Origin of the sequence: Streptomyces sp. NPDC052042 (genome assembly GCF_044548345.1) — a bacterium.
Classification (GTDB): Bacteria; Actinomycetota; Actinomycetes; order Streptomycetales; family Streptomycetaceae; genus Streptomyces.
The window spans coordinates 22,026-33,604 of record NZ_JBIUBU010000043.1 but is presented as its reverse complement, the minus strand read 5'-3'; the positions used below and the strand labels follow the sequence as shown (position 1 = coordinate 33,604).

At 69.8% G+C, this 11,579-nt stretch carries 10 protein-coding genes; 3 read left to right on the top strand and 7 right to left on the bottom strand.

What is annotated here, in order from left to right; genetic code table 11:
- The first annotated feature begins 212 nt into the window (after positions 1-212).
- Together ACIHCL_RS35040 and ACIHCL_RS35035 are read left to right on the top strand one after the other, a co-directional pair.
- On the top strand, positions 213-1,127 hold the full coding sequence (locus ACIHCL_RS35040) for a VOC family protein (protein ID WP_399868426.1): 915 nt from the start codon (positions 213-215) through the stop codon (positions 1,125-1,127).
- A gap of 27 nt (positions 1,128-1,154) precedes the next feature.
- A complete protein-coding gene (locus ACIHCL_RS35035) occupies positions 1,155-1,949 on the top strand; it encodes an SDR family oxidoreductase (RefSeq protein ID WP_399868424.1) in 795 nt (264 codons plus the stop codon).
- 8 nt (positions 1,950-1,957) lie between these two features.
- On the opposite strand, the gene mdlC is transcribed toward ACIHCL_RS35035, so the two are convergent.
- Genes mdlC through ACIHCL_RS35000 form a run of 7 tightly spaced genes read right to left on the bottom strand, consistent with a single transcriptional unit; the run spans position 1,958 to position 9,426 of the window.
- A complete protein-coding gene (gene mdlC / locus ACIHCL_RS35030; protein ID WP_399868422.1) occupies positions 1,958-3,541 on the bottom strand; it encodes a benzoylformate decarboxylase in 1,584 nt (527 codons plus the stop codon).
- Complete coding sequence (locus tag ACIHCL_RS35025; protein WP_399868420.1) at positions 3,538-5,922, bottom strand: xanthine dehydrogenase family protein molybdopterin-binding subunit; 2,385 nt, start codon at positions 5,920-5,922, stop codon at positions 3,538-3,540. The genes mdlC and ACIHCL_RS35025 overlap by 4 nt, the downstream gene beginning before the upstream one ends.
- Positions 5,919-6,383 carry a (2Fe-2S)-binding protein gene (locus tag ACIHCL_RS35020; protein ID WP_399868418.1) on the bottom strand — a complete coding sequence of 155 codons (465 nt, stop codon included), beginning with the start codon at positions 6,381-6,383 and terminating at the stop codon, positions 5,919-5,921. Before ACIHCL_RS35020 ends, ACIHCL_RS35025 begins: the two co-directional genes overlap by 4 nt.
- Positions 6,380-7,240, bottom strand: coding sequence for an FAD binding domain-containing protein (locus tag ACIHCL_RS35015; protein ID WP_399868416.1), 861 nt, complete (start codon positions 7,238-7,240; stop codon positions 6,380-6,382). The genes ACIHCL_RS35020 and ACIHCL_RS35015 overlap by 4 nt, the downstream gene beginning before the upstream one ends.
- Positions 7,237-7,431, bottom strand: coding sequence for a hypothetical protein (locus ACIHCL_RS35010; RefSeq protein WP_399868414.1), 195 nt, complete (start codon positions 7,429-7,431; stop codon positions 7,237-7,239). The genes ACIHCL_RS35015 and ACIHCL_RS35010 overlap by 4 nt, the downstream gene beginning before the upstream one ends.
- A gap of 34 nt (positions 7,432-7,465) precedes the next feature.
- The gene (locus ACIHCL_RS35005) at positions 7,466-8,053 is read right to left on the bottom strand and encodes an aromatic-ring-hydroxylating dioxygenase subunit beta (protein ID WP_399868412.1); all 588 of its coding nucleotides are present in this window, start codon (positions 8,051-8,053) and stop codon (positions 7,466-7,468) included.
- On the bottom strand, positions 8,050-9,426 hold the full coding sequence (locus tag ACIHCL_RS35000; protein ID WP_399868432.1) for a Rieske 2Fe-2S domain-containing protein: 1,377 nt from the start codon (positions 9,424-9,426) through the stop codon (positions 8,050-8,052). The genes ACIHCL_RS35005 and ACIHCL_RS35000 overlap by 4 nt, the downstream gene beginning before the upstream one ends.
- Before the next feature lie 853 nt (positions 9,427-10,279).
- Between ACIHCL_RS35000 and ACIHCL_RS34995 the strand changes: the two genes are divergently transcribed.
- Entirely contained in the window at positions 10,280-11,530 is a 1,251-nt protein-coding gene (locus tag ACIHCL_RS34995; protein WP_399868411.1) for a cytochrome P450, read from the top strand.
- The last annotated feature ends 49 nt before the right edge of the window (positions 11,531-11,579 follow it).

Below are 11,579 nucleotides of genomic sequence, written 5' to 3'. Positions count from 1 at the left end.
CCACGGCCGAGTACTCACACCATCACGAACGGCCGAATCACCTGACCAGTCACGCCCGACCAGCACATCTCAACAAGATCGTGTTACGAGTTCTATTATAAGGAGTCACCGAAGAAGGACAAAGAAGGGCTGAATCAGACTCCCCTTTCTCGCCGGGCCGACGGTATCCTCTTGCAGAGACAACCGAAGATCAGGCTGGGGACGGAGTCCTGATGATTACCCACGTCCGAAGTGTAGCGCTCGGCGTTCCTGACCTCAGCGCGGCGCATGAATTCTTCGAGAAACACTGGCAGTTAGATCTCGTCGGTGCCGACTCGGATCGGGTGTTCCTGGGAGCGGGGTGCCAGGACAACCACGTGCTGCGATTGCGGGCCGCCGCCGAGCCACGAGTGGACCTGCTGTGCCTGGCCGCGGCCTCCGACGCCGACGTGGACCAGATCGCCGAGCGGGTGGCGGCACATCCGCTCGGCCGCCTCGTCAGCGAGCCCGCCACCTGCACCGATGCGGGGGGCGGATACCGGGTACGGTTCCTTGACTGCGAGGGCCGCACCGTCGAAGTGTCCTCTCGGGTGGCGGTTCGGGCGTTCCGGCCCGTCGAACCGGGCGAGAGCAGACCGACCGGTATCAGCCACGTGGTGCTCAACGCGACGGATCTGCTGACCACATCGGCTTTCTATCAATCGATTTTCGATCTCAAAGTGACCGACTGGGTGGAGAGCATAATGGTGTTTCTCCGCGCCGGGACGGCTCACCACATGCTCGCATTCACCCGTGCCCCACACGCGTCACTGAACCACGTAGCATTCGAATTGCGAGGGATCGATGAATTCATGCGGGCGACCGGCAGCATGACGAAAAAGGGGTACTTACCTCTGTGGGGACCCGGCAGGCACGGCGTCGGGGCGAATACTTTCACATACTTCCAGGAACCGACATCACGATTCGTCGCCGAATACACCACAGGAATGCTGCGGATCGATCCCGACCACAAGTGGACTCCTCGTGTCTACCCGGCCAACGCGCAGACCAGTGACACCTGGGGGGTGGCGTCGCCGCGCGACGAAGCGGTGTCGGCGAGTTTGCGGGGCTGCCCGGACACGGGTCTGTGGCAGCCGCCGCCGATGTGACCGGGGGCCTCGATGTGGGAACGACGAGTGGAGGGAAACAGCGGCATGGCGGTCGGCGGTGGCCGGCGGGCGGAGCGGGAACCCGTCGCCGTGGTGACAGGCGGCGCCTCCGGGATCGGGCGCGCTGTCGTGGCCGATCTGACAGCGCACGGCTACCAGGTCGCGGTGCTCGACCGCAGCGTTCCCGAGGACCGCGTGGCCGACCGGGTGCGGTGGGTAGCCGGCGATGTACGAGACCCCGACGCGCACGACGAAGTGGTGGACGTCGCGCTGTCCCGCTTCGGAGGATTGGACCTGTTCGTCGGCAACGCCGGGGTTCACGACGGCGGGATCGGGGTGCGCGACCTGGACGGCGCCACGCTGGCCGAGGTGGCGAGACATGTCTTCGACGTCGACGTCATCGGCTATCTGCTCGGGGCTCGGGCCGCTGCCGGACCGCTCGCCGACAGCGGGGGGTCGATGGTCTTCACCCTGTCGGATGCGACCTACCTTGTACGTGGCAACGGCGCGGGTATCGCCTACGCCTGTGCCAAACACGCCGCGCTGGGGATGGTGCGCCACCTGGCCGCCGACCTCGCGCCCTCGGTCCGGGTCAACGCCGTGGCCCCGGGTGGGGTTGTGACCGGGCTGCGCACCGTGGACGGCCGTCCCGTCTTCGGCGATGCCAGCGAAGTCACGGCGACGGTACGGGAGTTCAACCCCCTGGGCGTGGTGCTGCGGGCTGAGCAGATCGCCCCGCTCTACCGGTTCCTGGCGTCCCCCGAGGCCGGGGGCATGACCGGCGAGGTGCTGCGGCCCGATGGCGGCCTGGCCGTGCGGTAGGGCGCGGCTCACCTGTCCACTGCCACGTCGAGCAGGTACGGGCCCGGCGCGGTGAGCGCGGCGCGCAACGCGGGTACGAGGTCGGCGGGGTTCTCGACCTGGCCGGCCGCGCACCCCTGGGCGGTGGCGAGTGCGGCGAAGTCCAGCCCGTCGAGCGCTGTGCCCACCGGCTTCGCCATGCCGAACCGTTCGGCGAAGCCGTCCACCGTGGCGTAACGGCGGTTGTTCACTACGATGACGGTGATCGGGAGGCGTAGTCGAGCGGCCGACCACAGGGCTTGGACGGCGTACATGGCGGATCCGTCGCCCACCACGGCGACCACCCGTCTCCCCGGCCTGCCCAGCGCGATGCCGACCGCCGCGGGGAGCCCGTGTCCCAGCGCGCCGCTGGCGGTGGTGTAGAAGGTCTCCGGCCCCAGGTTGGGCAGGTGCTCGCACATTACTGGCCGGGTTCCGGGGGCTTCCTCTACCAGGACGCACCCTGGGGGGCGTTCCTCGGCAAGGGCGTGCACCAGGTGCGCCTGCGTGATCCGGTTCGCGGAGGGCGTGGGCGGCCCGGGACGACGGCGGGCGGGGGGCCCGGTGCGCGGACTCCTGGGTGGGTGTGCGCCAAGCATGCGCAGCGCGGGCGCCAGACTGGTGATGACGGCCGTTCCGCTGGGGCACCAGGACGCCTGCTCGGGGTCGTCGGTGAGCAGGTAGAGGTCGGTGCCGGGCGGGAGGTGCGGGCCGGTTCCGGGGACGTGGTACGTGAACACCGGCGCGCCCACGGACAGCACCAGGTCGTGGTCCGCCAGTATGCGCACGATGTCCTCACGCACGGGCGGTAGGAAGCCGGCGAACAGTGGGTGCAGTTCGGGGAAGGCGCAGCGGTGGGACATCGGCTCCGCCCAGACCGGCGCGTTGTGCGCCTCGGCCAGTGCCACCAGCTCGGGCACGGCTCCCTCGCGGTCGACGCCAGCTCCTGCGATCAGGGCGGGCGACTGTGCGTGGGCCAACGCTTCGCCGGTGCGGGCGAGCAGGGCGGGGTCCGCGGCAACGGTGGTGCTCGTCCGCCTGACCGAGACGGGTTCGGCGGGGCGGTCCCAGTCGTCGCTCGGGACGGACACGAGCACGGGTCCGGCCGGCGGGGCGGTCGCGAGGTGTCGGGCGCGGGCGATGGCCGATGGCACGTCCTCGGCGCGGGCAGGCTCGCGGCTGAGCTTGACGTACGGGCGCGGCAGCGTGGTTGCGTCCTCCGACAGCAGGTACGGGTGGCCCTCGAGTAGTGAACGCGCCTGTTGGCCCGCGACGACCACCAGCGGCGTCCGGTTGCGGCGCGCGGTGAACAGCCCGCCCATCGCGTGCCCCACCCCGGCCGCCGAGTGCAGGCTGACCAGCACGGGGCGGTGCGTGGCTTGCGCGTATCCGTCCGCCATTGCCACCACCACCGATTCCTGCAGCCCCAGCACGTACCGGAAGTCGTCGGGGAAGTCGCGCAGCATGGGCAGTTCCAGCGACCCGGGGTTACCGAAGACGGTGGTCATGCCCTCCGCGCGCAGCAGTTCGAACACCGCCTCGCGCACCGTTGTCGTCTCGTTCGTACGGTTCATCGGATTCCGCCTTCCGCCGTGATGCCCGCCGCTCGGAGTGCCGCACGGACGCGCGGCGGGGTGAGCGGGAGCGAGGTGAGGGTGTGTGCGATCTCGGGAACCGCGGCGGCGACCGCGCACGCGACCGCCGCGGGCGGCAGGATGGTGCCGCCCTCGCCGAGCCCCTTGAAACCGCCGGGAATCGCCGTGCTGGGGGTGCACGTGTGCTCGACGACGAGGTCTTCCGGGACGTCCTGGGCCGCGGGGATGGTGTACTCGCGGAACGACCGGGTGGTGGGGACTGCGTTGGCGTCCGCCCTGGCCTGCTCGGTGAGCGCCTGTCCCAGGCCTTGGGCGATGCCCCCGACGATCTGCCCGTGCGCGATCAGCGGGTTGACCAGCACGCCGCTGTCGTGCACGGCCCAGTAGCCGTCCACGGTGACGCGGCCGGTCCCGAGGTCGACCGCGACCTCGACGGCGTGTGCTCCGTGGGCGAAGGTGAGTCGCGGCGGGTCGAAGTCCACCGACTCCTCCAGCCGGATCTGGTCGGCTCTCTGCCGTCTTCCCCATCCTCGGTAGCCGCGGTGGGCGACCTCGCGCCAGGTAATCCGCGCGCCATCGGCACCGTGGAAGGCCGCGTCCGGGGACGATGGGCCCACGGTGGCGGCGATCCGCTGGGTCACCCGCTCGGGTTCGGTGTCCAGGAGCCCGGCGGCCAGCGTCCGCATCCGGTCGGCGAGCCGCCGAGTGGCGATGACAAGCGCGCCACCCGCGAGCGTCAGTGCTCGGCTGGCCTGGGCGGACAGGTCGGAGTGCGGGGTGGTGTCGGTGTCCCCGAGTTCGACCCGCACCCAGTCCAGGGGCACGCCCAGTCCCTCCGCTGCGATCTGCGCCAGGCTCGTCTCGATGCCCTGGCCGACCGCGATCACCCCGGAGTACACAGTGACGGTCCCGTCGTGGTTGATCTTCAGTCGCACCCCCTCCCAGCCGCTCCACGCGATCCCGTACGCCTCCAGTAGGGCCGAGGGTGCGAACGCGCCGATCTCGACGGCGGCCACGACGGCGGTGGCCCGGCGCACCCACGGTGGGTCCGACGGAGGTGGACGTTCGGCCAGGGTGGCGGCTCGGCACAGTGCGGCGCCGTAGTCACCGCTGTCATAGGTGAGTCCGGTGTGTGTGGTGTGCGGTAACTCCTCCGGCCGGAGCTGATTGCGCAACCGCAACTCCAGTGGGGACACGCCAAGTTCACGGGCGGCCTCGTCAATGAGCCGTTCGCGGATGAACGCCGCTTCCTGCATGCCGTACCCGCGGTAGGCGCCGGTGGGGACGCGGGTCGTGTAGACCCCGGTGACGGTGGCCGCAACAGCGTCCGAGTGGTACGGGCCCTGGAGGGTCAGGGCGGTCACCTGATGCGGCCCACTGCCCGCCTGGGTTGCGTACGCGCCCAGGTCCGCGAGGATGTGTGCGTCGAACGCGAGGAACCGGCCCTCCCCGCTGACGGCGAGGCGTGCGGTGGTTTGCTGGCCCCGGCCCTGGTAGGTGCCGGTGAAGTTCTCCGTGCGGGACTCCACCCAGCGCACCGCGGTGCCCAGGACGACCGCGGCCGCGCACACCATGGCCTCGTCCGGGTGGAGCAGGACCTTGCTGCCGAACGAACCGCCCACGTCGGGCGCGATGACGCGCACTCGGTCCGCACGCAGTCCCAGCACGGCGCAGAGGTCCTGGCGCATCGCGTGCGGGGACTGGCTGCTGGCGTGCACGGTGAGCAGTCCGGTGCCCGGATCGTGCTCGGCCAGCACACCACGCGGCTCCAGTGGAGCGTGGTTCACCCGCGGCAGGGCGAAGTCGCGTTCCACCACCACTGCCGCGCGCGAAACGGCCGCTGTGATGTCTGGCGCGGGAGAACCGAAGCGGATGCGCCCGGCCTCGTTGCTCGCCGTGCCCGGCACGACAAGCGGAGCGTGCTCGGCCAGCGCGTCGGCGACCGTGGGTACCGGCGGCAGGGGTCGGAGGCCGAGCTGTACGGCTTCGGCCAGGTCCTCGGCCGCGGTGGGCGTGTCCGCGATGACGATGCCCAGCGGTTGCCCTGCGTAGCGAGCGGTGTGCACGGCGACGGGAATGTTGTCCTCCGGCTGGCCGGGCAACCGCCACACAGTGGGGATCGGCGCCGTACGCCCGGCGAGGTCGTCGGGGCCCAGTACGAGGGCGCAGCGCGGGTCGCGCCGGGCGGCGGTGGCGTCGAAGCCGGCAACTTCGGCGTGCGCGAGCGGGCTTCTTACGAGCGCGGCGTGCAGCACTCCCTCGGCACGCAGGTCGGCGAGGAAGCGGCCGTGACCGCGCACCAGCCGGTCGTGGTGGCGGGGTGCAACGGGCCTGCCGATGTAGTGGTGTGTTTCGGTCACAGGCCGGCCTCCGGGGCACCGGCGGTCCGGCGCCAGGCGGCGCGGATGCCGCCGTAGCCCGTGCATCTGCACAAGTGCCCTGCCAGCACGTCCTCTTCACCGCCGCCGTGGCGGACGGCGTGAGCCATCCGCACCAGCAGGCCAGGAGTGCAGAATCCGCACTGGAGTCCGTGCTCCTCGATGAGGGCGCGTCGTGCCTGTGTCAGGTCGTCACGGCCGACGACGCCCTCGACCGTGCTGACTTCCCTGCCGTCAGCCTGCATCGCAAGCACAAGGCAGGAACAGACAGGCTCGCCGTCGAGCAGTACCACGCAGGCTCCGCAGTCGCCGGTGCCGCAGCCGATGTGCGTGCCGGTCAATCGCAGAGCGGTGCGCAGGTGTTCGGCCAGCGTCGTGTGGTGCTCGGCGTCTTCGGTGCGCACGACTCCGTTGACCCGCATCGTGATCGTCCGGATGCTCATCTTGTCTCCCCGCTGGCTCGTCCCGTCAGGGCCCGCAGGAGCAGCACGCCGGCCACCTCGGCCCGGTATTCCTGGTCCTCGGGGCCGGGGCCCCGGGCCGCTTCCGCGACGACTGAGGCGACCAGGTCCGGGTGCGGTCCGGCGACGGCTCGGCCCACCAGTTCGGCCTCGGCGCCTGGCAGGCGAGCGGGGACGTGGCCGCACCCCGTTGCCACCACGCGCGCTGCCCGGATGAGACCGTCGTCGACCCGCAGCCCAAAGCACACGCCGGCGACCGGATAGCCGGTGCTGCCGCGTGTGCACAGCTCGCTGAACTCGTAGACGAATCCGCCGGTACGGGGGAAGACGACCTCGGTCACCACCTCGTCCGGCGCGCGGACGGTGGTCCCCGCGCCGGTGGTGAACCGGGCCGCGCGGACCGACCGCGCACCGCGCGCCGAACGCAGCACCACGTCCGCGCCGAGAGCTACCGCGACTGCGGGCAGTTCGGCGGCCGGGGCCGCGTGGCACAATGAACCGCCCAGCGTGGAGCGCCTGCGGATGTGCGGGTGGGCCACCGAGGCGGCGGCGGACACCAGGACGGGCAGGGCCGCGGCCAGCTCCCTGTGCTGCTCCAATGCGCGCAGTCTGGTCATCGCGCCGATCCTGACTTGGTCGGGGCCGATGTCGATTCCGGCGAGGCCGGGAATCCCGTTCAGGTCCATGACCACGTCCGGGCGCACCTCACGGCCGGTCAGCAGTGGGACCAGGCTCTGTCCACCTGCCAGTGGCATTACCTTCCGGCCAGGGGTGTCCAGCGCGCGCAGGGCGTCGTCGAGGGTGGTAGGCGCGGTGTAGTCGAATGCGACGGCCGTCACGCGGGCGCACCCTTCTGCACGGCGGCACGCACCAACGCGGTGGCAGCTGAGGGGGTCAGGGCGCACAGCGCGTCCAGGACCGTGGCGTCGAGCAGCACACTGTGCCCCGTGCGTTCGGACACCAGCAGCAGCCGCCGGCCGTTGCCGGTCGGGTGCAGAAGGATGGCGACCGAGGCCGACTCGCCGGACACCCTGCACAGCAGAACGTCCTCCCGGGGCCCGACCTCAGAAGATGATGGAGAGCTGTTCATGGGTGGCGACCTCCACGTCGAGCAGCACTCGCCTGCGCAGCAGCACCCAGCCTCCCTGGCGCTCGTGGAGCAGGTCCTGGCGCGCGGCGCTGATGAGCACGGTGTGCTCAACCCCCCGGTTACTGGTGACCAACAGGCTGGCGTCAGCACGTACTGCCCCGGGGGCGGGTGCGTCGAACACTCGCACCGGGCCGAGGAAGTGCCGTGTGGTGGTGGCGGGTCGGTCCGACCACGCCTGGAGTAGCCCGGCCCGGCCGAGCTTCAGCTCAAGCACCCGCTTGGTGGCCTCGAACAGCACGGCGTACCGGCTGTGCCGGGGCAGCACGGGATCCTCCCGCAGCAGCGGCACCGGGATCTCGTAGCGGAACGCGGGATCGAGCATGTCCAGCCAGAGCCGGTACTCGCCCTCGTCCAGCGCCGCGGCTTCCTCCGTGAGCACGGCGGTGATCTCCACGTCGAGGCCGGGGAGCCGGGCGCCGCGGTCGGGGAACGGACCGTCCGCCAGGCCCTCCGGGCGCGTGGCGTGCCCTTCCGGGGGGCGCGGATCCTGAGGGCCGATCACGGCAGCTCACCCACCAGTGCGGCCCAACGCCGATAGAAGGCACGTTGGTTGTACTCGCTGAGGGTGGCGACCTCGGCCCGCGCCGGCCCCGGGAAGCCCGGTGCCGGGATACCCAGGCCGGCACCGAGGGTCAGGTCCACGGGCCCTCCCCGTCCGGGCGCCGAGCGGGCCAGGGCGGCATCGATCCGGGAGAAGTTCTCGAAGTCGTCCATCTCGAAGAGAATTCCGCCCGCCGACTGGGTCCGGGCCTGGAAGCGGTAGGAGCGACGCCGCCACTCCTGGTCCATCGCGGTGGGCACGAGCGTCCAGTACAGGCACTCGGTCTCGCGGGCGCTGACCGGCACGTGGGAGCGGACCACCAGGTAGCGGGTCAGCGGATCGGTGTCCTCGCCCACCGCGCGGTCGTGTGCGACGCTGAGGAACGCGGTGTTGGGAAACACCACCCCGTGCGCGACCTCGCAGTGCGAGGTGAACCGCACCTGCTCCGGGGACTGCGCCGAGGCCAGTTCGGCCCACCGCTCGGGCGGGTAGCCGGGGAACTGCGGGGCGGCGGGATCTCTGTCGTCGAGGGAGCACCCTCTCTCGACGACGTAGCCCGCGCGCACGCTGTGCCCGCCCGAGGTGGCGATGTTGACCGCGATGAGGTCGGTTCCCGCACGCCCCCGGGTGCCGTTGGCCAGGGTGTCACCATAGATCCCTTGGTCGAGCGCGATCTGGTGAGTGGTCCGCATGTGGTAGCCGTCGCCGGCGAAGTTGTCCGTGGGAATCTTCCAGTTCCCCTTGGTACGCACCCGTTGCGGCGGGCCACAGACCTCCCACTCCCCTGCCCCGCAGTCGAGGAGCGCGTCGAGGTACCAGGCGATCTCGCCGAGGTAATCCTCCAGTTCGGGAGCTTCCGGGTCCCAAGTGGCGAACAGGAACCCCCGCCGACACACCACACGTGCGGTGGGCAGATCGTGCCTGGTGCGGTCGAAGTCAGGCGGATAGCCCGACCGAAGCGCGGGCACTCCGACCAGCCTGCCGTCGTTGGCGAAGGTCCACCCGTGGTAACTGCAACGCAGGTGCGCGGTGTTGCCCAGGCTCGCGCGGCACAGACGGGTGCCCCGGTGGGTGCAGGAATTGTGCAGTGCGCGTACCTCGCCGTCCTCCCCGCGTATGACGACGACCTCGTCCCGTCCGAGCATGCGCACGATGTAGTCGCCCGGTTCACGCACTTCACCGGCAAACCCGAGAAGTTGCCAAGAGGGGTAGAAAACGCGATCCAGTTCGATATCAAGAACGTCACTGTCAATAAATGCGCGACGCCCGATCGTGCTCGCTAAACCATCGACTCTGAACGACACAGGTCCCCCTGAGAGGAAATTCCACGACATGGCAAACCGCACTGTGCATTCCTTGGTCACCATCACCGAAAATGCGGAGCGCGACAGCACCGCTCAGGCGAGGCATACCCCGCGGGTCCCACCGGACGACCGCGTCAAAAATTCCACTGCCAGTCGAGGGCGCCGGGTCCCGCCAGACCACGAAGTGCCGCTCGCTGGTTGACCAGCTCTGGCGGTGCGCCGCGCCGGTGGCGCACTGATCCTTGCGAGCTGGTAGCAACTCCACGCTAAATGCGGCGACTTCGGCACGCAAGAGCCGGAACACGTCGTGGATGACCCGTGCCGTACCGCTCGGCGCGCACGATCCCCCGTGTGGCGGGTCGGACAATCGGCCTGTTCCGCCAGGTCGCGCTGGTGCCGCGCCGGTTCCGGGAGTGCCGCCGCAAGTGCTGCCCGCCCCCTGGCGGCGAGGTACCTCAAGGGCCGCCGGGCGCCGATGTCCCACGTATTTCCGGACGGCACACTGACCGAATTGGACCGGCTGACGTGTGCGAGAACGGCTGCGACCTGTATTTCAGCCAGTAAATCACGCCCTTCGGTGGCGATATTCAGCTCCTCTCCACCCCGGACCCCCACTACTGTTTCGGCGTCGACCCGGCGGTGCTGCCGCGCAGCCTCCACCCCCTGCTCACGCTCTGCCGGGCCGCGTCCGAACGCCTTCCGAACCTGGCCGAAAAATGGCTGTATCGGCATCCGATCGCGTCTGGAACTCGAAATGAAAAAACGGCCAGCCTTGAGATGCCGCAGAAATCTGCCCTACGGTGACACCGAGGGAGCCACGGATTCTCGCTCCGACGATATGGCTGTCCCAGCGCCTCACACCGACTTCTCGGGAGTCCTTGCCATGCCACTCGACCTCGTATCCGTCGACGACTTCTCCCACAACCAGTTGCAGTACATCGAAGATCCGTTCTCCTTCTACACACTGATGCGCGAGCGCAGCCCCGCCCATCTGTCGGGAACGATCTTTGGCGGCACCTGGCTGATGTTCCGGTACGTCGACTGCGCACGCCTGATGCAGGACGAGCGGCTGTCCAACGCGCGCTCGGCGGTCCCGCTGCGATTCCTCCCTGCCGAGCAGCGCGAGGAGTTTGCGGACATGCTCGACATCTACAGCCGCTGGCTGGCGTTCCACGACGGCAAGGAGCACACCCGTAACCGCCGGCAGGCCAACAGGGGCTACGTGCCGTTTACCGACGAGTACCTCGAACCACGCATCCAGGGCCTCGTCGACGGGCTGCTCGATCAGGTCGATCCCACCAGGTTCGACCTCATGTCGGAGTTCGCCTTCCCGTTACCCGCGATGGTGATCGCCGACGTGCTCGGCGTGCCGGTCGAAGCGCACGCCGAACTCAACCGCTGGACTGACGATATCGCGCACCTGTTCGGCTCGACCTCGGTCTCGGTAGAGCACCTGCGCCGGACCAGGGAGAGCACGCGGCAACTCGCCGCCTTCCTGGCATCCGAGGACAACGCGCGGCGCTCGCGCGCCGAGGGCGGGCTGTTGTACCACTTACGGGAGATCGAGGTACGCGGGCACCGCTTCTCCGAGCGGGACGTGGTCGCGCAGGCGGCGCTCCTGCTGTTTGCGGGCGTGGCGTCCATCCGGTACCTCATCGGCAACAGCGTGCACGCCCTCGCCGCAGTCCCCGCCGCCGAGCGGGACCTGCTGCTGCACCCCGATACGGTGCGGCCCGCCGTCGAAGAGCTCCTGCGCGTGTGTACACCCGTCTCGTTCGTCGGACGAATCGCGGGCGAGGACTTCGAGTACACCGCTTCCGACGGGACCGTCGTCCCGCTGCGCAAGGGGCAGCCTCTGCTGCTGTACGTGGCCTCGGCCAACCGCGACCCCGAAGTCTTCGAGAACCCGGACGCGTTGGTCCTGGACCGGCCGCTGCCCAACCGGCACCTGACCTTCGGCATCGGTAGGCATCTGTGCTTCGGGGACCCGCTCGTGCGCCAGACGACCCGGATTGCGCTGAGCTCCCTGTACCGCAGGTGGCCGACGCTGCATGTGCCGCCGCAGGAAGCCAACTGGAACAACAACCTCGGCTTCCACGGCTTCACCTCGCTCCACGTCACCAGCGGCGACTGAGCGCCCGGCGACGACTGCGCACCCGTGACGTCCGGACACTGCACCGGCC

Coding starts and splice junctions, on each gene's coding strand:
- ACIHCL_RS35000 (WP_399868432.1), bottom strand. CDS start 9,426: ATGTCGTGGAATTTCCTCTCAGGGGGACCTGTGTCGTTCAGAGTCGAT.
- mdlC (WP_399868422.1), bottom strand. CDS start 3,541: ATGAACCGTACGAACGAGACGACAACGGTGCGCGAGGCGGTGTTCGAA.
- ACIHCL_RS35040 (WP_399868426.1), top strand. CDS start 213: ATGATTACCCACGTCCGAAGTGTAGCGCTCGGCGTTCCTGACCTCAGC.
- ACIHCL_RS35020 (WP_399868418.1), bottom strand. CDS start 6,383: ATGAGCATCCGGACGATCACGATGCGGGTCAACGGAGTCGTGCGCACC.
- ACIHCL_RS34995 (WP_399868411.1), top strand. CDS start 10,280: ATGCCACTCGACCTCGTATCCGTCGACGACTTCTCCCACAACCAGTTG.